Here is a 20572-nt window from a genome sequence, read left to right on the forward strand (position 1 = left end):
CCTTCGAAGTCGATGACGGCAGATTTACAGTCTGCTCCCTTTGGCCGCTCGGGAATCCCTCCACGAAAAAAATGGAGCTGGCGATAGGAATTGAACCCACAACCTGCTGATTACAAGTCAGCTGCTCTACCGATTGAGCTACGCCAGCGTACCACGACAAGGAATATTATACATATTCCCAAACAACTTGTCAACAGTTTTTTTAGCTCAGATTTACAAGTTGTTTACACTATCAGAACATTTAAGTTCTGTGCCTTAGTGCTTTATTATAATAGCATAGACATAATAATTAAGAAAGTATTGTTTACAAAATTTTTATCAAAAATTAGCAAATTTCTAAACATCCTTAAATAGAGCCCGATTTTTAGGGCTTTTTACAATAAAATCCACTAATACCTTTTATTAGTATACAGAAAAATACTCCTATATACCCCCATAGTCCCTACTAACGAATCTCTAAATCCGCCAACCTTCACTACTTTTACTATTATACGTTTACTATTATTCTTCTACTTTATACTTTTTATACTTTAATACTAGTTTGCGGCTCATCTCCCCTACATACCTTATACTCTTACTATTATTTTTATCGTTACTTTCACCCCTATTAATTTTATATAGGCTGCATAAAAACTAAACCATTTCTTTACTAAGGCACTTCCACGCAACCTAAACACTATTACGCAAGCAAACTAAACTTGATTCCACATGAAGACTAAAACCTACACTACCAATAAATTTAATAAAAAATACCTCGACTCACAAATGAGCCGAGGCAAATAATAAGCTACTACATATTTTAGAATATAAAGAAATACACAAATGCCACAAAAGCAACTACAAAGCGATAATACGCAAAGCCTGCTAAAGACGATTTGTTTAAGAATTTCAAAAACCAAACAATGGAGGCATAAGCTACCACAAATGCAGTCACAAAGCCAATAGCAAACATAATAAAATCTGATAATACTAATTGGTCAATGATTTTAAGCAAATCATAAATACAAGCAATTAGCATAATAGGCACTGCCATAATAAAGGAAAAATCTGCTGCCGCTTTACGACTAACGCCCATGTATAAGCCCCCTGCAATAGTGGAGCCAGAACGAGAGAAGCCAGGCCATAAAGCCAGAACCTGAAATAGACCAATTTGCAAACATTGCTTCATAGACAATTGGTCCACATGCTGCACAGTAATCGGTTTATGTCGCTTTTCAGCCCATAGCATAAAGAGACCACCTACAATGAGGCCAACAATAACAGTGCCTGCAGAGAACAAATAATTCTTAATGAAAGAATGTCCTAAGAAGCCAATTACCATAGCTGGCAACATGCCGAAGAAAATATGAGCTAAGGATAAACGATCTTGACGCACCAAATTTTCGCGGCGCAACATAGACAAGAACTTCTCTCTATAATAAATAAATACTGATAAAATAGCACCTAACTGAATAAATACTTCAAACACACTAGCGCGCTCACCAGTAAACCCCATGGCATCGCCAGCAATAATCATATGCCCCGTACTAGATACGGGCAAAAACTCTGTAGCTCCTTCTAAAATACCAAGCACCAAGGCTATAATATTTTGATCAAGACTCATAATTTCACCTCTACAATTGAATTACAATTAGTTTTATTTTCCTATATTTAATACTACTTTAACTCATTCATTATAGACTGTTTAGGTATTTTTCTCAATCAGTTTTTACTTATTATATGTATTCTACCCTAAATATCTCTTATAAAATTCTATTGGAACCCTCCACTACTTTGGCTCTTTTCCTTCTTTAAATGTAAAAATAGTAATTTCGCGAGGGCAATTATAACGCACTGGGAACCAATGGCCCGTACCATTACTTACATAACCATATTTCCAATCGTGACGGTACATCCCCTTCCAGTATGGGGTTCCTACAGGAACTAAGGTTGTATCCCCTACTACAATCTGTCCACCATGAGTATGACCAGCTAAGGTGACTGGAATATCATGTTCAAAAGCATGCTCTATAAAGTCTGGATGATGAGCCAATAATATGACAAAGGCCTCCGATGGCACCATGGATAAAGCGTCTTTCAAATAGGCTTCGCGCTGTGCTTTGCTTCGCTCAAAGGGATAATCAACGCCAGCTAAATACACCGGCCAAGGCCCACCACTTAGGCGCAAGGACGAATTGCGATGAACGCGCATTGAAATCTTGCCAAAGGCTTCTAATATGAGCGGCAAATTTTTAAAATACTCGTGATTCCCTAAAATATAGTCTATTCCATTAGGAATTTTAGGAAATAATTCTTCCAATCGACCGCACAAAGGGTTAACCCAATCGACTTCATCAATTAAGTCACCGGTAATCACTAAACGATTAGGTGCTTCATTAAGTACAGTTTGAGTTATACGATCAAAATCATTTAAATCGATGAAAGGGCCAATATGTACATCTGTAATCTGTGCAATTTTATAATTTTTCAAATATTCTGGCAAGCTATCAAACCATAAATCAATGCGGTTAACGATGACATTACTTGCGCCGTCATACGCCCGCACCATACCACCACCAGCTGTTACTGCTGGCACAGCCCAAAGGGCAGAGCGCAAAAATTTACGTCGACTCGCTTGGTCTGCTTCCGTCGTCTTCTTAGCCGTAAGATTTGCGGCCCACATAACAAGTCCTAAAACTATCATAATCCCTAAGCATACGCCTAAGCCCATCATAAGCCCATAGGTACCAATGGCCCAACTGCGCCAGAACCCATATAGTGCCGTATCAAATAAGTTCACCTGCGCCATAGCATAATAGGCCGTTCCACCAATAGCCAATAGTTGAATCACAACTAAGAGCCACATGTATCGTTTCCAACGTTTTGTGCCCGTTACCTTTACAATTAAAAAGGAGTTTAAAAATACTATGGAGCAAATGATAAAGGTTGTAATGCTTAAAAATATCATTCTATCACTCATACTTCACCTTCTATCTCTATTTTCTCTTTTATATTATTACTATAATATTAGTCGCATACTCATATGCAACCACTTTTTTTCTAACATTTCATATTTTCTCTTTTATATTATTACTATAATATTAGTCCATACCTCCACCGAAGCATCCTTACCTTAGCCAAGCTACCTTAACCTAAGAAAACTGTCTTACCAGCAAAGCTAAGTCTATTAATACCCAGCAACAGCCGACTAAATTCTATGCCTTACAATCTATGCCTTACAATATACAGTGAGTTTCCCATGTGGTCCGGCCCAAGGCAAATGAATAAAATCAGCAGGCTTCACCCAACGCCAATTTTCATCCACAGTGCACTCTAATGCTGAGGATATCTCCACAGAATAGGCTTCCATGTCCCAACAGCGATGTGAAAACACATGGCGCAATCGAGTAATGCGCTCCTCTTTAACAGTGCCGGTAAGTCCTAAAGTAACTAGCAAGTCCTCTAAAGGCTTGATCCCAACAGGAGTGACTTCTACTTTTTTATCTAAAAACTCTTCACGAGGTACTTCTACACTAGGGAATTCCCACATGGACTGCAGTAAGCCTGTATTAGGACGCCGGTGCAGTAAGTATTCGCCCTTCTCATTATACAGCAAACCAGTTACTACTGATATGATAGGAACTTTTTTATTTACAATACGGGTTGGAAGTTCCGCCTCCACGCCTGCCTTATGAGCCTCACACCACGGAACTAAAGGGCATTCCTGACAACGAGGACTCTTAGGGATGCAAACTCGCGACCCAAAGTCCATCAAGGCTTGATTAAAGTCACCTGGTCGATGAGCTGGCAAGGTAGCCTCTACTAAAGCGGTAATTTTCTTTTTCCCTGCAGAGCGCATAATGTCCTCATGAACCTTGTAAAGTCTAGCATATACACGCAATACATTGCCATCGATGGCGGCTTCTCTCATATTATACACAATAGAGAGTACAGCTCCTGCCGTGTAGGCGCCAATGCCTTTTATAGATTCTAAGTCTTTACGATTTTTAGGTATTTCACCACCATAACGCTGCATAACTTCTTGAACGCCTAAGCGCAAATTGCGAGCCCTCGAATAATATCCTAAGCCCTGCCAAGCGCGCACTACCTCGTCTTCAGAGGCTGCCGCCAACGCTTCCTTTGTAGGGAAGAGGCGCATCCAATTTTCATAATATGGTTTCATCGCTTCAATCCGAGTTTGCTGTGACATAATCTCTGACACCCATACTTTATATGGATCCTTCATCTCTCGCCACGGCAAGTCACGCTTATGTATGTCATACCAGGCTAAGAGCTCATCAGTCCACTTAGACTCTAGACTTATCTCATTATTTACCAAAATATAATCCTCTTATAATCAATCAATTTATTTGTATATCGTTTAAAGCTTTTATCTTTTTATGACTTTTTAGTTTTTAACTTTATAACTCTTATCTTTTTATGCTTTTACAGTTTTATACTTTTAAACTTTTGATAGTTTTTATAATTTGTCAGCCTATCACTTAGTGTGGCGCAAATGCTCTCTAATACTATCTACAGCATCAAATTCTTTGAGCTCGCCAACATCTTTAAACTCAGAATATAATACGGAGTCATTGTCACGTCCGAAAATCAATAATACATGACCCAATTGACCTTTTAGCACCTTAGGAATCCACATATCGTCGCCCTTCCACATGGCCTCATAGGGAATATCTTCAAAATTAAACCACTGTGGTTCCATCTCTTCACTTTCTAAGGGAATCCCTTCATAGTTGCGCACTATATAGGTATAATTTATATGATTTAATTCTTCTTCATAAGGAAATTGAAAGTTCATCAGCGCCACTGGCTCTAGGTCTTCCGGCTTAACTACGAGCGATACTTCTTCGAATATTTCACGCACTGCACAGGCTCTAAAGCTTTCATCATCTTGCTTTTTACCGCCAAAACCATTATATTTACCAGCTCCAAAGCCTCTCTTTTTTCGGCCCAGAAGAATTTGGTTCTTTTCATTTATAATTAAACACAAAGTGGTCGGTTTCATAATATATAATCCTTCCTTATCCTATAGACTTACTCTATTATTATATCAAAAAAATACAATCTATACTGCAAAATCTAATAACCTGTGTTAGTATAAAGAGGTGAGGTGTCATATGAACGATCCATTAGTATTTAATATAGCCATGGGCCGCACAAAACCAGAGAACATTCGCCATCGTCATGTGGCTTGTCCCTTTTGTGATGTCCATAATTTAAAAAATATTCTTGCCCAGGATGGTCATATTATTTGGCTTATGAATAAATATCCGGTGCTAGAAAATACTTGGCCCACTGTTATCATCGAAAATGACGATTGTTTCAGTGAGTTCTCTACTTATCCAGCCAGTATGGCTGAAAAGGTCTTAGACTTCTCCTTAGAAAAGTGGAAGGAAACCATGGAGCGCCCAGAGTTTAAATCAGTGCTTTACTTCAAAAACTTTGGCCCCATGTCTGGCGGCTCTATTCGTCATCCCCATAGCCAAATCATTGGCCTTTATGACTATAATTATCGCCAAGATATTAAGCCTATTCACTTCGAAGGAGCCTTAGTAAAATCAGAATCGCATTTAAAAATGACTATTTCTGATCATCCCATCATTGGATTCTTTGAATTCAATCTACAATTTGACGAAAAGACAGATATTAAACTTTTATCACGCCGCCTTCAACAGGTGGTTCGTTATTTATTAACTGACTTTTCCAGTTATACTACATCTTACAATTTATTCTTTTATTGTTTGCAAACAGGTGACTATTATGCTAAAATAGTGCCTCGCTATGTTACCTCGCCACTGTATGTAGGCTATAAAGTGAGCCAAGTGGGGAACGAAGAACGAGTGGAACAAATAAAAGCTGAATTGTTAGCCAAATTTTTAGATTAAATTTTAATTATATATAAGGAGGTCCCCTTGAAAGTTTTTGCTATTGGAGATCTTCATTTCTCTGGCACTCCACCGACTAAGCCGATGGAGATTTTTGGTCCCCACTGGGAAAATCACCGCCAGAAACTATGTGATGCTTGGAAATCTCAAGTTCAAAATGAGGACCTAGTATTCGTAGTAGGCGACACCTCTTGGGCTATGCGCCTAGATAGGGCCAAAGAAGATTTAGATGCCATCGCTCAACTACCAGGCTCTATTTATTTAATCCGTGGCAATCACGATTATTGGTGGAGCAGTGTCAATAAAATGAATAAAGCCACTGAAGGAGCTCTCACATTCTTGCAAGGTCATGGCCTCGCGGTAGGACCTATTGCCTTTGGCGGTACACGCGGTTATATGTGTCCAAATGATACATCTTTCAATCCTGAAACAGATGAATCTATTTATAAGCGCGAGCTCTTGCGAACTGAAGCAGCCTTACAAGAAATGGACGAAGCCTTAATAGCAAATGGCTATGAAAATTCTTCCAAAGCCATTCGCATATTATTATTGCATTACCCGCCCTTCAATGACAAAAACGAGGCCAGCGGTTTTACTGACCTATTAGCAACTTATAAGGTAGATCACTGCATTTTTGGTCATTTACATGATAAAATATCGTTCCAACGAATCCCTGAGCGATTTGGGAATACTAAACTCCATCTAGTTTCAGCGGACTTCATGGACTTTACAATTAAGGAAATTCTATAAAATTTTATTTACCAAAGGAGCTGCTATGAGCCGAATTCACAAAGAACATTTGCAAGCAGGCTATATTTTTGGCGATTTAGCTAATGACGAATATATTTATCTCCCTGCTGGCGAAGTGGGCACAGATAATCCTTTATGTGTCCTAGAGCGCCATAAAGCCTCTGAAGATATTACCTTGGACGAGGCGGCACATTTAATCGACAAATTGAGTTTACGCCCTTGCACACATCCATCATTAGGAAAAAAAGCTTTTTAATCTAAAATACCTAATAATAAATCATTAGACATATCTGAAGAAGATACAATTTAGCTACACATTGATAAAATCAAAATAACATTGATAATAATTAGAGTAATCTTAATATTAGAGTAATCTTAATATTAGAGTAATCTTAATAAAAAAGAGGCCTTCCGGCCTCTTTTTTTATCCTTAGTCTTCATTAAAGACTTTATAACAATAGTTTCACTATTCTTAAATTATGCTACTTTGCTACTCATTCATATAACTTTTATTAGTCATCAGAACCAAAAGGAATTAACTTTTGTGCCTGATCGCGATGCATCGGTTTAATAAATCGATTCGCCACTTTAAAAGCTAAGGCAACCACTGCCGCATCATCTACCCAACCAACAAATGGTATGCGGTCAGAAATCACATCGATAGGCAAAATCAAATAGCCTAATGCACCAGCAATAATTGCTTTTACATATTTAGGGGTATCTGGATCGCGGAAGCAGTAAAATAATACGCAAGCACGGCGTAAAAATACTACATTCTTGCCAATACCATTAGTAAAGCGAATGAATTTATCTGACGAGAAAAATTTTGCATATTTAAGAAGTTTCAAAGGGTTCATACATTACACTCCCATATCTAAGTACACTTATACGGTGTAAAGGCTTATTTCTTTAATTCAGCTTTTACAGCTTCGGCTTTTTCTTGAGCTTGTTCTTTAGCATCTTGTGCTTTGTCCTTTAGCTCATCTACTTTATCTTCAGCTTGAGCTTTAAGTTCTTCTGCTTTATCTTGCACTTGCTCTTTAGCATCTTGCGCTTTGTCCTTTAGCTCCTCTACTTTATCCTCAGCTTGAGCTTTAAGTTCTTCCGCTTTATCTTGCACTTGCTCTTTAGCATCTTGCGCCTTATCTTTTAGCTCTTCGATTTTATCCTCAGCTTGAACTTTTAGCTCTTCCGCTTTATCTTGAGCCTGTGCTTTAGCGTCTTGCGCTTTATCCTTTAGCTCATCGATTTTATCTTCTGCTTGAGCTTTTAGCTCTTCCGCTTTATCTTGCACTTGCTCTTTAGCATCTTGTGCCTTATCTTTTAGCTCATCTACTTTATCTTGTGCTTGAGCTTTAAGTTCTTCTGCCTTTTCTTGAGCTTGCGCTTTATACTCTTCCGCTTTATCTTGTACTTGCGCTTTAACGTCTTGCGCCTTATCTTTTAGTTCCTCAATTTTGTCTTGAGCTTGCGCTTTTAATTCTTCCGCTTTATCCTGTGCTTGAACCTTTAACTCTTGAGCTTTAGTCACAATAACCTCTTTCGCTTCATTTACTTTATCACTAACTACAGCAGTCACACCAGCTACAGTTGCTTTAGCATCTTCTACACGCCCTACTACAGCAGTTTTTGCATCTTCTACATGACCAGCAACTACTGGCTTAACATCTTCTACTCGATCTGCTACAGCTGTTTTTACATCATCTACATAACCGGCTACAGCTGTCTTAGCTTCATCTACACGGCCTGCTACAGTCGCTTTTACTTCACCAACACGGTCCGCTACAGTTGCTTTTACATCGCCAGCCTGGGACGATACTTGAGCACTTACATGGCTCACTTGGTCTGCAGCCTGACCTGTAACACCGCCAACTTTTTCTACAATAATGCCCTTAGCTTCACTAGCTGTAGCTGCTGCAGAGCCAGCAGCTGCACCAGCTAAATCTACGGCAGAACTACCTAACGTAGCAATCAAAGAGCCGATGCCACTTAAAGCATGCTTAGCATTTTCTATAAATTCGTTGGTCTCGCCTTCATTGCCTTTGCCAGCTACGGTTGCCACAGCTGCGCCTACAACGCCTACAAGAGCCTCTTTTAAAGAACTTAAACGAGTTAATAAATCACCATTGAGTAAATTACTTAATGTGTTGCCACTTAATCCTAAGAATTGGTCACTATCTACGCCAGCTTCTGCCAAGAAATCTTTATGCTCATCACCTAGTGGTTTAGAACGCATAGGATTTTCAATCAAAGTCGTAGCTGTAGTTTTTACATGGTCAAAAATAGCTAACATGCGTTCTCTATATTCGGAGAAATCGCCTGGCATTGGCATGCCGCTTTCTACCCAGAACTTAGCTGCTTTACCTACTGCATAGGTTAAACATACAGCGAGGGGAATTTTAACCTTAGGATTTGGGAATACAGACGTAAGTAATGCACTTACTACACTGCCACCAAGGCCACCTAAGAATCCAATAATAGCACCAGCAGTTAAACTATGACCATATACTTGGGCAATTTTGCTTACCATATAAGCATCATTAGCAATCAAAGCAGTGGCGCTCAATTTAGGTGCCATTACAAGTACACCAGCTCGAGCAGCAGCCCAACGGCAAATAGATTCGATTTCTGCATCTCGTGCAGCAATCTCCGCTTCTACATCTTGCATTAATTGTTCGTGCGGTAATAAAGTTTTATTTTCTTCCATTTATATCGCTCCTTTGTCACTTATACAGTATATTGCTTTTTTATTAATTTAACTTTAAAAAATAATGGTCTATATATAAAATTCGATATAAAATTCGTTTTTCCTCTATTTTTCTTTAATTTCTTTTTTGCGACTTACTATTACCAACTAGTTAAGCCTCCATCTATAGTCCAAGCAGCACCGGTAACAAAGGATGCTTTGTCACTTAGCAAGAAAGCAATGACTTCGCCCACTTCCTCAGGCTTAGCGATGCGTCCTAAAGGATAGTGCAAGGCCATCTCTTCTAGGACTTCTTCAGCACTTTGATGACTGTCTTCTATCTGCTTAGCTACGATTGACGTATCTACATCGCCAGGGCAGACACAATTAACGCGCACATTATGAACACCCATTTCTAAAGCTAGGGATTTTGTAAAACTTACAATAGCCCCCTTCGTTGCACCATACACAGTGCAAGATACATTGCCCTGCAGGCCTGCATCACTTGATACCGTTACAATACTACCTTTAGAACGGCGCAAATAAGGCGCTGCGGCTTGGCACAAAAACACTGTACCTTTAACATTGGTGCCAATCATTTCATCAAAGGCTTCTTCACTTACATCATCTAGCAGCTCTTCTTTATAAAAACCTGCTGCTGTAACCAATGCGCTGAGCCCACCAAAGAGGCGTACAGTTTCTTCTACGATGCGCCGACAGTTCATAACCTTGCTCACATCCCCCTGTACAAAGCGAACTTTAGATGAAATACGTCGTAATTTAACAACTGCTTCTTGTCCCACATGTTCGTTTCGTCCATTTATGACTACGCTCCAGCCCTGTTTCAAAAGCAATTGAGCTGTAGCAAAACCAATGCCCGACGTGCCACCGCTAATCAGAGCCACTTGGTTGTCCCCATGAATGGGCATAGTATCACCTACCTTATAAACTGACAAACTTATAATATAATTATATACTACTCACTACATAATTACCAATGAGTTATAAGATAATCATATATCATTTTACTTAGCATACATACAGTTGTGGTAATAAAAACAAATCGCACTAAGCCGGCACCTTTGCGAATAGCTAGACGCGCTCCAAAATTAGCACCTATAATTTGCCCCACCGCAGCAGACAAACCATATAAATAATTTACATGACCCATGCTTATAAAAATAATCAAAGAGGCAACATTGCTCATAAAGTTTAAAATCTTAGCATTGCCTGACGCAAATAGAAAATTAAATCCGCCATAAATAAACATAAAGATTAAAAAGGTACCTGTTCCTGGACCTACGAAACCATCATAAAAGCCTAAGGTCAATGCACCTAGGGCTAAGAAAACGATTTTTTTCCGCGAAGCCCCTACATAAGTGCTAACAGCCCCCCAATCTTTTTTAAAAATAACAAAGATTAGCACTGACACTAACAACACGATAATAATAGGTTTTAAATATAAAGGTGGAATGCTCACTACTAGGAACGTACCTAAAATAGAGCCTATAAAGGTAGCCGGCAACAGTTTTTTTACCAAGCTCCATTCCACCATACCTGACCTTGCATAGGCAATGGATGCGGTCAACGCGCCAAATACGCTGGCTAATTTATTGCTACCTAAGGCAAAACTTGGTGGCAAATTAGTCAAGAAAAAGGCTGGTACAGAAATTAAGCCACCACCGCCCACAATGGAATCTACAAAGCCAGCTAAAGCCCCTGCTAATAATAAAATGCCTGCTATTGCAATATCGCCCTCTATCATACTCTTTCCTCCAGACAGCTATCTTAATAGCTGTCTTTTTTCTTTTAGAATTTTTACAGCCTTACTTTTCTTTCTTCTTTAAGCGGCTCAATACCGTAGTATAACCATCAGCACCATATACTAAGCAACGCTTTACACGGCTAATCGTAGCCGTGCTAGCACCCGTAGTTTCAACAATGGAGTCATAACTCTCACCGGTGTCCAACATGGAGGCCACTTCCAAGCGCTGTGCTAGAGACTTAATTTCATTAATAGTGCAAATATCCTCAAAAAATGCGTAGCATTCTTCCACATTTTTCAAAGTCAAAATAGCTTGAAATAATTTATCATTCATGGGATTGCGTAACTTCTCATTTACACTCATATGCATCCTCCTTTAGAAAGCTTTTCCTTCATTATATTACAGGGATAGAAAAAGAAAAAGACTTTCGCACAAAAAAGTGCGAAAGTCTTTCATATATTATAGTTCTACTTCAAACAAACTATTAATAACCTATTAGCGCTTGTTCACGCGGTGAGAAATATAGTCCCCAACCATTTGAATCAATTGAACTAACACGATCAAAATAACAATCGTCGCTAACATAACATCAGCTTGGAAACGTTGGTAACCATAGCGAATAGCAATATCCCCTAAGCCCCCGCCACCAATAGTACCAGCCATAGCAGAGAAACTGATTAAGTTTACAATCAATACAGTAATATTATCTACGATAGTTGGCAATGCTTCTGGCAATAGTACTTTGCGAATAATCTGAATTGGCGAAGCACCCATAGCTTGTGCCGCTTCAATAACACCGCTATTAATTTCACGAATCGCTGTTTCTACTAAGCGCGCCAAGAATGGAATCGCCGCAATAGTCAAAGGAACACAAGCCGCTGTAGTACCAATGGACGTGCCCGCAATTAAACGAGTCAATGGAATAATAGCCACCATTAAAATGATAAATGGTACAGAGCGGAAAATATTTACAATAACACTCAATACATGATTAATGGATTTATTTTCTAAAATATGGCCCTTCCCTGTAGTTACCAAAATAACCCCTAAAGGAATACCAATAATACAAGCCATAACGGTAGACACCAAAGTCATGAGGACAGTTTGGCCAAGTCCTTCAATTAGAATTCTAATTATTTGTTCCGACATAGCCAATCACCTCACTTCCAATTTTTAATGATTTCAAGTATTCAATGCCTTCAATTTCTTTGTCACGCTCACCAGCTACGACGATGATGAGATGTCCAAAGCTAATATCTTGAATATAGTCTACACCACCAAATAAAATGCTCACATCGAGGCCAAAGCGGCGAATCATGCCTGCTACAATTGGCTCATCAGTTACATTGCCGGTAAATTGTAGGCGAATAAGCGGATGTAGGCCTTCATGCCATTCTGTTTGTACATTGAGGTGACGCCATGCTTCCTCAGGTAATTTACGACTAATAATAGCGCTTACAAACTCTTTTGTAGTCTTTTCGCGAGGATTTGTAAATACGTCGAGAACTGGACCTTCTTCAAGAATTACACCGCCTTCAATAACGGCTACGCGGTCGCAAATTTCTTTAATAACCTGCATTTCATGCGTAATAAGTACAATAGTTAATTTTAATTTTTCATTAATATCTTTTAATAACTCTAAGATAGATTTAGTTGTTTGTGGATCTAGCGCAGACGTTGCTTCATCACATAGCAATACTTTTGGATTGCTCGCTAAGGCGCGGGCAATGCCAACACGTTGCTTTTGTCCCCCAGATAATTGTGATGGATAGTTGTCTAAGCGATCACTTAATTTTACAATGTCTAAAATCGGTAAAATGCGCTCTCTAATCTCAGCTTTGCTAAGACCTTGTAGCTCTAAAGGAAAGGCTACATTTTCATACACAGTGCGCGAGGATAACAAATTAAAATGTTGGAAAATCATGCCGATTTTTTTGCGCTGTTCGCGAAGTGCTTTATCGCTCAATTTTGTCATATCAACGCCATCCACCACTACAGCACCAGAGGTTGGACTTTCTAGCATGTTAATACAACGAATCAATGTAGATTTACCGGCCCCACTTTGACCGATAACCCCAAAGATTTCACCTTCTTTAACAGAAAGGCTAATATCTTTCAAGGCTTCCACGCGGTTCGGGCCATCATAGACCTTACTAATATGTGTCAGCTCAATCATGTATATCTCTCCTTTTTCAATACGAATAACAAATAAAAAACTCTTCATAGCACATGAAGAGTTCACCTGTCTTCATCTGCCGAAGTTACCTTCGTTGGAATTGGCACCGTTCCTCACTTGGATGGTTGCCGCGACTTCATTGGGCCAGTCCCTCAGTCAACTCTTGATGAACTTATGTTTTTTTCGTGATAAAATCATATCATTACCAGCAACGGCTGTCAATAGGTTAATTCCAATATGTACAATAGGATATGCTATTTTAACTTCTTCGACGTCATCCACAAAGCATTTCTTTAAGAAGCTCTATCTTTCAACCCACTTAAACGCTGTAAAACAAGTCTCGTTAACAAAATCCCTAAGGTAGCCGTTATAATCTGCGGGAAGGACATAGATGTTAGTATGGCTCCCTTCATAGGTGCTGGCACAGTGATACTTAAAAATAAAAGTTGGAAACCACTATATAAAACAGCACTCTTGCTCAAGCTACACAGTAAAATCTGCCAGACTATATGACGCCCCTTTAAAATATAGGCGAGAGCACAAAATACGGTGTTTCCTAATCCAACAATAAAAATAAAGGGAAATAATGGCAGCATCCCTTGCAAAAAAGCCACTACGGGCGTAATCCAAGCTATAACAAAGCCGCTCTTTAAGCCATATCGCCAAGTAGCCACCAATAAACAAATGGTGACTAAAGTACCGATTAAAAACATACTGATTCCCATGGGCAGTGGCAAAAATAAGCGCAAGCTTTGGCTCAACAAGGCCAGCCCTAATAAAAGGGCTGTACCTGTTAAATTACGAACTTTCATTAAAATAAAACGCCCCCGTCCTATGCCAGACCATCTTCAAGCATTTTATTGTAAGCTTTCAATAGCTTAGTGGCTACAGGTCCTACTTGTCCATCATTAACGGCTTGTGACTCATACGTTGTAATCGGTACAATGCCGCCTACAGTGTCAGTAAAAATTAATTCGTCTGCCGATTTCACAAAGTCTTCGTCAAAACTTAGCTCTAATACAGTAATACCAGTAGTAGGCGCTAATTTATTGACAATTAATTGGCGCGTAATCCCCTTTAAAATTAAATTATTTGCTTCATGAGTATATAAGATGCCTTTTTTAACGGCAAACACATTGGAATGGGCCCCTTCTGTACAAATGCCATCGCGATATAGTATAGCCGTATAAGCACCTGCTTTTTCAGCCTTAGTTTGAGCTAAAATATTAGGAATTAAGTTTAAAGTCTTAATATCAGCTCGCAACCAGCGCTCATCAGGCACACCAATAGCTTTTACGCCATTCCCTAGTGCATCAATACTACTTTGTTCCACTGGTCGAATATACATGAGCATAGTAGGCTCTAAGGAAGCTCTATCATACGCATGATGACGAGGCGCTACACCGCGAGTAATTTGCAAATAAATATAGCCATTAGTAATTCCACTGCGCTCAATCATAATCTCATGAAGTTCCTGTAACTCTTCAGGCATCATAGTAACAGGAATATCCATAGCGCGAAGAGAGCGATATAAACGATCTTGGTGATAGGAAAATCCAAATAATTTGCCATTATAAACGCGCGTTACTTCATATACGCCATCACCAAATACATAACCGCGGTCATCTAAACTAACACAGGCTGCACCTGGTTCTACAAACTGACCATTAAAATATGTAACTTCTTTCATTAATATCACTCACTTTCTCAATAAAATCTTAATCATTAAAATTATTTGCCCAATAACAGACGTCGCACAGGCTTAGGCAATTGTTTCAAGGCTAATGTGCCTAAATAAGAAGCACATACAGTGCAAACATACAATCCCACTACAATAAGAGCTGCATAGTTTAGCTGCGCCACTTGCATAAGGGCCGTTAAAATAATGAGCATAAAGGGATGTATCAAATAAATCCCATAAGAGCACTCACCAATTTGCTCCCAGAAAGATCTCATGGCACTGCTCATAGGCGTCGTTAAAAAGAATAATAAAAAGTAAATCGTACCAGCCCCAGTATAAATCATCCCCATAGGACTTAATTGATGTATTGTATAAATCGCCTCTAACAAAGTATAGTGACGCTCATCTAATACATAGTAATAGCTCCCCAGCATAAGTGCTACGGACAGGGCAAACACGATAGTAATAGATAATCGATGGGTCCACAAATAATCCACTACTGCTTCATAGCGCTCCGCTACTACGGCGCCAAAGAGGAATATCCAAATATAATGAATCACCCAATAATTTAAACGCATAGAATAAGCATATTGAAGCCAGGGCTGTGAAAAGCTTATTTGTCCAGAATAGTAAGAAGACCAAAAATTAAAGCCCACTTGTACTAAGAATAGAATGCTCAACCAAAGTACAGGCTGTTTCAAAATCTTACGCACGCACCAGCGCCACAAGGGCATCATCAAATAAAACCACAGCAAAATAACCATAAAATAGAGATGATAATAGCCATTGCCAAATAGCAAAGTAGGCGCTAAATAACGTGGCAATAAGCCTGACATATCATGTACGACCAAGCCGGAGTACACAATATACAATAAAGACCAGCAAAGATAAGGCCACAATACGACACGAGAGCGGCGCAATATGAAATCTTTATAGGAAAATGGCCCCTCACTAGGGCTGTGATAAAACAAACCAAATGCCGATAAAAAGAAAAATGCGGGCACTGTAAAGCGAGATAAAATCTCTAGCAGCGCAATAAGCATAGGATTGGCCTGCGGATTGCTAAGCGCAAACGATCCTACATGGATACCTATAACCCCCAACATGCACAAGCCGCGCATATATGTAATCTCAGGTAAAAAACCTTGTTTCACAACTGAGCTCCTCTCTAAATAAACGGACGAAGGTTCCCCTTCGTCCGTCAATTAAACTTATTGTTCCTTAGTCACCGGCACATCACCTGCACTGGTTGGTTCATTTGTCCCCTTTGCTTTAGCGGCTGCTTCAGCCTTAGCTTTAGCTTCCGCTTCTGCTTTAGCCTTAGCTTCGGCCTCTGCCTTGGCCTTAGCCTCTGCTTCACGCTGCAAACGCAACTCTTTTTGTAATGGTGCTACTGGTTGATCATGAACTATAATTTCTGTCTCAAACAAACGGCCCCAAGGGAAACGTGCTTCTACAGTACGAGGATTGATTTCCAAGTATTTTTCTGCAAAATCTTGAATGCGTTCACCCATGTACGCTTCTAATTTTTCATTTAACGTACCTGTATAGCGAACATTATCTACGCGAATATCTTCTTGCATACGGTAAATATCTTTGCGAATATTAGCTTGGTACGCCCAATTATCTAAATACTGTTGTGTCAACATATTGCGATGCTCTTGGGTCTGCATATTTTTACCTAATACGCCTTGCGCAATAGCATAACCCACTGTATTACTTGCTGTATTCCAACCATTATAAGCATCTACTTTATACAATAATCCACGTTTATAAAGCCCATATACAAAGGTATTATCCGCCCCATTAGAGTAAGCAATGTCAGCTACACTAACAGCTACTTTTTTATTAATAGATGCTTCAATCTGATCTAAGAACGCATTAGTACTAGCGGAAATCATCGGGAAGTTTTCAAATGCTTCAGACTCGCCCGTTACAGTGCCCAATGGTGTGTTAACAGCTAATAAAATATCTGGCTGCCCTTTAGTTACCATTGTACCACCTACAGCTAATACATGTTCTGCAATAGTTTTGGCCACGGACTGATCTTCATAATGAGGCACTGTATCCCCTGCGCCACCAAGTGGATAAATTACTTCAAAGCTTGGCTGTAAATTATTAATATCTACATGAGCTCGCGCAATTAATAATAAGGCTAATTGGTCAGCTCCTGGGAAGCTACCATACACTTTATCAGATAAGCCTTTGCTATAAGCTTTTAAATAACGACTTTCTAAAGCTGATTGCGATAAAGTGCTTGTATCATCATGACCTAGCGCAAAATAGCGGAAAACGCCAGCTCTCGTTTCATCAATTAAAGCACGGTTCACTTCCATATTTTTTTGACGACGTGTAAACCAATCTTGCAAGTACTCAATTGGCACCTGCGCTTGCAATTGAATAAGCTGTGCTTGCTCATCAGTAGATAATTGGCCTGCATCTAATTTATCCTGTAATGCTGCAATTTGGAAAATAGTAGGGCCAAATGTATCGTAATAGGCTGGCTCTACACCACCACCGCTAGCACGAGGAGAACGCATTACTGTACCAAAAGCATAAATCGGCACATTTGGATTGCTTTCATGCAGTGCTCGTAAGTCTTTAGTACGCTTTAATAAAGTAGATGTTGGCAAATCATGCTTACGAGAGTCTACTAGGCCGCCATAAATTAAAGTATCTGTACTGAGCACCATAATATCGGCACGGTTAGCATTTTCTTTAACCCAATTCCAAATTAAATCAGGCTCGCCATGATAATTTTTACCAGAAATCATATACTCTGGTGGCGTAATTACATCATAACCAGCTCCTTCTGCCGTATCTACCGTATAGGATAAACTAACGGGACGATCATCTTGTGGCACCAACAAAATCGTCTCCGCCGACACTGGTGATGAAGTCCATAAAACAGCAGCAGCCAAAGCTCCTGCAAACCAGGCATGAGATTTGCCCACAATCATTCACTCCTTTAAATAACACGAATTATACATATAGCATCATATATTCAAGATTAAAAACTATCCTTTATTATACCATATTTACCCTTGCGCAACTAGCGAATGCGAGGCAAACTCCAATTAAAGCGAATCGCCAACGTTCGTATAATAAGAACGACAATAAAAGCTCCATACGAAGCTTCTTGCCAATGCCCTGCAGTAAACAAATAATAATATACTATACCACCTAAAATCGCCGGCAAGGCATACACTTCTTCGCGAAGCACCGAAGGCACTCGCTGTGCCAATACATCGCGCAATACGCCACCACCTACGGCCGTAAGCAGACCTAATGTTACCGATAAGACAGCTAAATCTGGATAATGACTAATCCCAACAGAAGCGCCGGTCACTGTAAAGGAAGCTAGTCCAATCGTATCAGCTCCCAAGTAAATTCGACGCACCCAGCGAGTGGCAATATAGCGATTATGACGCATACGATACATTAAAAATAAAATAAATACCGTCCCTAATACTAAGGACACATAAAGACCTGATTTAAATGAATTCGGTGGAATATTGCCTACAATAACATCGCGCATAATACCACCGCCAATGGCAGTGGCTAAGGCCAACACGGCCATACCAAAAATATCCATGCGCCGACCAATACCGACTAAAGTGCCTGAAATCGCAAATGCAATCGTTCCCACTAAATCAAAAGTAAGCCATAAAAGTTCCAAGATAGTACTCCTTATACTCCAATATAAGCATAGAAAAGCATTGAACCCCTCTTGATTCTCACCGCTCACATCTTCACTCTCTAATAAACTCATTATATATAATTTACTGACTATATTTCAATGAGAATAAATATAAAAAAACTGCAATCGACATAGTGCATATACACCCTATATCGTTGCAGTCTTTCTCATATGACACAATTCAAATAAATTCAGCGTCGCTTTATTAAGTGAGCATCTCTTTTGGCTTAACAATTTCTTCTTTACATCGTCTTTTCGATTAACGCTCCTGCTTTAACGCTTCTTTTAACTTAACACTTCTGCTTTTTTCTTAGACATATCAGGCGCCATATACCGCAATACTAAATAACCCAATACACCAGATACAATGGAACCAATAAAAATACCTACCTTAGCAAGTTCTTGCGCATGTCCTGGTGGGAATGCTAATAAGTCCACAAAAAGGCTCATCGTAAAGCCAACACCACAGCAAAGAGATACACCATAAATATGCATCCAAGTCATCGGCTTCGGCATTGGTACGAGCTTTGTCTTTACAAGTAAAAGTAAAATGCCAAAGATGCCTACTTGCTTACCTACAAAGAGGCCTAATGCAATACCTAATAATACAGGATGCTGTAAATCACTGAGCTGGAAGTCACCAAATGATACACCTGCATTAACAAAACCAAAGAGTGGCACGATGAGGAACGTAATCCAATTCGATAAGGCATGCTCCCAATCCATGAGTGGATTTACTTCATCCGCCTCTTCATCAGTTCTGCCTGCCTTCGCCACTTGTTGAGCCTCACCGCCATCAGCTTGCGCTAAAGACTTAGCATCTTGAACCGCTTTCTTTGGAGTTCCTTTTGTAGGAATCGTCATAGCTAACAGAACACCTGCCATAGTAGCATGCAGCCCGGACTTAAAGATACAGAACCACAAAATAACGCCTAATATAATATACGGCCAAGGTGCAATAACACCGCGTTTATTTAAAATTACAAGAGCCACTAAGACAGCTATGGCACCGCCCATGAATAAGAAGTTAAAGCTCTCTGTATAAGCCACTGCAATGATGAGGATAGCAATTAAGTCATCCACTACAGCTAAGGTAGTTAAAAAGACTTTTGCTGCTACCGGCACCCTAGATCCTAAAAGGGAAATTATACCAATGGAAAAGGCAATATCTGTAGCTGTAGGAATCGCCCAGCCACGAATTAACTCCGGCTGCGCACTAGTAAACCAGTAGTAAATCCCTGCCGGCGCTAGCACCCCCATTAAAGCCGCTATGCTTGGCAAGAATCGCTTTGATGGTGTATTTAATGCACCATCTACCATTTCATGCTTTACTTCAAGGCCCACCCCTAAAAAGAATATGGCCATTAATACATCATTAACCCACAGCTCCACTGATAATGGTCCCAAAGGCATATGTAAAAAAGATTGATACATGGATGCCATAGGTGAATTAGCTATCCATACGGCTAAGGCCGCCATCAATAATAACAATATTCCACCAGAAGACTGGGCTTCAATAAAGTTTTTTAAATGCTTTATATGCTTCATACGCTTCATATAAGTCTGTCTCCTTCCAAAAACAAAATGTATATTAAGTATATAACAAAAGTTAATTTATTAGCAAGATTTATGCAAATTTAATAATATGTAATCATTTTATGCAATAAAAAATATCATATCTTCTATTTTTATCAGATTAGTATTTAACAGCCTTTATTTTAATAATATATTTATATCTTAGATAAACTCAAGAAGCTGAATTTCCTTATATTAAATTAAACTAAATTAAGCAATATCCCCATATTGAGTTAGACTAATGCTCGCTTTGTATTTTTGTAATATACATTTGTATTTACAAAGAGGATTTTTAGTGGTATCATAATTTTCATATTCTACAGATGTACTTACATCTAGATATTAGTACTAGG

The 20572-nt window shown here is 39.3% G+C and carries 20 protein-coding genes, 1 tRNA gene and 1 riboswitch; of the genes, 3 read left to right on the top strand and 18 right to left on the bottom strand.

The features are described 5' to 3' along the window. Window positions 1-72: 72 nt before the first annotated feature. The 5 genes from QZR90_RS03540 to QZR90_RS03560 all read right to left on the bottom strand — a co-directional run bounded on the left by QZR90_RS03540 (window position 73) and on the right by QZR90_RS03560 (window position 5005). A tRNA-Thr gene (locus QZR90_RS03540) sits at window positions 73-148 on the bottom strand. A gap of 651 nt (window positions 149-799) precedes the next feature. Next, the gene (locus tag QZR90_RS03545) at window positions 800-1603 is read right to left on the bottom strand and encodes an undecaprenyl-diphosphate phosphatase (RefSeq protein ID WP_295788854.1); all 804 of its coding nucleotides are present in this window, start codon (window positions 1601-1603) and stop codon (window positions 800-802) included. A gap of 165 nt (window positions 1604-1768) precedes the next feature. Next, window positions 1769-2959 carry a metallophosphoesterase gene (locus QZR90_RS03550; RefSeq protein WP_295788856.1) on the bottom strand — a complete coding sequence of 397 codons (1191 nt, stop codon included), beginning with the start codon at window positions 2957-2959 and terminating at the stop codon, window positions 1769-1771. Between the two features lie 249 nt (window positions 2960-3208). Then, window positions 3209-4318 (bottom strand): A/G-specific adenine glycosylase, encoded by a 1110-nt coding sequence (mutY, locus tag QZR90_RS03555; protein WP_295788858.1) that lies wholly within the window; start codon window positions 4316-4318, stop codon window positions 3209-3211. Between the two features lie 159 nt (window positions 4319-4477). Then, window positions 4478-5005 carry an 8-oxo-dGTP diphosphatase gene (locus tag QZR90_RS03560; RefSeq protein WP_295788861.1) on the bottom strand — a complete coding sequence of 176 codons (528 nt, stop codon included), beginning with the start codon at window positions 5003-5005 and terminating at the stop codon, window positions 4478-4480. 112 nt (window positions 5006-5117) lie between these two features. On the opposite strand from QZR90_RS03560, the gene QZR90_RS03565 reads away from it, so the two are divergent. From QZR90_RS03565 to QZR90_RS03575, 3 genes are read left to right on the top strand one after another with little or no spacing between them, the layout of a single operon-like run. Next, a complete protein-coding gene (locus tag QZR90_RS03565) occupies window positions 5118-5885 on the top strand; it encodes a DUF4931 domain-containing protein (RefSeq protein WP_295788863.1) in 768 nt (255 codons plus the stop codon). A 27-nt stretch (window positions 5886-5912) separates the two neighbouring features. After that, on the top strand, window positions 5913-6635 hold the full coding sequence (locus QZR90_RS03570; protein ID WP_295788866.1) for a metallophosphoesterase: 723 nt from the start codon (window positions 5913-5915) through the stop codon (window positions 6633-6635). Window positions 6636-6660: 25 nt separating this feature from the next. Continuing rightward, window positions 6661-6891, top strand: coding sequence for a hypothetical protein (locus QZR90_RS03575; protein WP_295788868.1), 231 nt, complete (start codon window positions 6661-6663; stop codon window positions 6889-6891). Between the two features lie 256 nt (window positions 6892-7147). Here the strand turns inward: QZR90_RS03575 and QZR90_RS03580 are convergent, their stop codons facing one another. From QZR90_RS03580 to nhaA, 13 genes are all read right to left on the bottom strand, one after another. Then, the gene (locus QZR90_RS03580) at window positions 7148-7492 is read right to left on the bottom strand and encodes a YkvA family protein (protein WP_295788870.1); all 345 of its coding nucleotides are present in this window, start codon (window positions 7490-7492) and stop codon (window positions 7148-7150) included. 44 nt (window positions 7493-7536) lie between these two features. Then, a complete protein-coding gene (locus QZR90_RS03585; RefSeq protein ID WP_295788872.1) occupies window positions 7537-9342 on the bottom strand; it encodes a hypothetical protein in 1806 nt (601 codons plus the stop codon). 140 nt (window positions 9343-9482) lie between these two features. Next, entirely contained in the window at window positions 9483-10250 is a 768-nt protein-coding gene (locus QZR90_RS03590; RefSeq protein ID WP_295789099.1) for an SDR family NAD(P)-dependent oxidoreductase, read from the bottom strand. Window positions 10251-10312: 62 nt separating this feature from the next. Further along, window positions 10313-11086, bottom strand: coding sequence for a TSUP family transporter (locus tag QZR90_RS03595; protein WP_295788875.1), 774 nt, complete (start codon window positions 11084-11086; stop codon window positions 10313-10315). A 61-nt stretch (window positions 11087-11147) separates the two neighbouring features. Then, complete coding sequence (locus QZR90_RS03600) at window positions 11148-11450, bottom strand: YerC/YecD family TrpR-related protein (RefSeq protein ID WP_295788877.1); 303 nt, start codon at window positions 11448-11450, stop codon at window positions 11148-11150. A 132-nt stretch (window positions 11451-11582) separates the two neighbouring features. Further along, the gene (locus QZR90_RS03605; RefSeq protein ID WP_295788880.1) at window positions 11583-12236 is read right to left on the bottom strand and encodes a methionine ABC transporter permease; all 654 of its coding nucleotides are present in this window, start codon (window positions 12234-12236) and stop codon (window positions 11583-11585) included. Further along, window positions 12217-13263, bottom strand: coding sequence for a methionine ABC transporter ATP-binding protein (locus tag QZR90_RS03610; RefSeq protein WP_295788883.1), 1047 nt, complete (start codon window positions 13261-13263; stop codon window positions 12217-12219). The genes QZR90_RS03605 and QZR90_RS03610 overlap by 20 nt, the downstream gene beginning before the upstream one ends. A gap of 69 nt (window positions 13264-13332) precedes the next feature. Further along, window positions 13333-13436, bottom strand: a riboswitch (SAM riboswitch). A 120-nt stretch (window positions 13437-13556) separates the two neighbouring features. After that, window positions 13557-14075 (bottom strand): hypothetical protein, encoded by a 519-nt coding sequence (locus QZR90_RS03615; protein WP_295788886.1) that lies wholly within the window; start codon window positions 14073-14075, stop codon window positions 13557-13559. A gap of 20 nt (window positions 14076-14095) precedes the next feature. Further along, window positions 14096-14953: a D-amino-acid transaminase gene (gene dat, locus QZR90_RS03620; protein ID WP_295788889.1), complete on the bottom strand. Its 858-nt coding sequence runs from the start codon at window positions 14951-14953 to the stop codon at window positions 14096-14098. Window positions 14954-14994: 41 nt separating this feature from the next. Further along, a complete protein-coding gene (locus QZR90_RS03625) occupies window positions 14995-16098 on the bottom strand; it encodes an acyltransferase (RefSeq protein WP_295788891.1) in 1104 nt (367 codons plus the stop codon). Between the two features lie 57 nt (window positions 16099-16155). Beyond that, on the bottom strand, window positions 16156-17898 hold the full coding sequence (locus QZR90_RS03630) for a DUF4127 family protein (protein WP_295788894.1): 1743 nt from the start codon (window positions 17896-17898) through the stop codon (window positions 16156-16158). Between the two features lie 98 nt (window positions 17899-17996). After that, entirely contained in the window at window positions 17997-18623 is a 627-nt protein-coding gene (locus tag QZR90_RS03635) for a trimeric intracellular cation channel family protein (RefSeq protein ID WP_295788897.1), read from the bottom strand. A 306-nt stretch (window positions 18624-18929) separates the two neighbouring features. Further along, window positions 18930-20201 (bottom strand): Na+/H+ antiporter NhaA, encoded by a 1272-nt coding sequence (gene nhaA / locus QZR90_RS03640; RefSeq protein WP_295788900.1) that lies wholly within the window; start codon window positions 20199-20201, stop codon window positions 18930-18932. Window positions 20202-20572 lie beyond the last annotated feature (371 nt).

This window comes from uncultured Veillonella sp. (assembly GCF_900545795.1).
GTDB lineage: Bacteria > Bacillota > Negativicutes > Veillonellales > Veillonellaceae > Veillonella_A.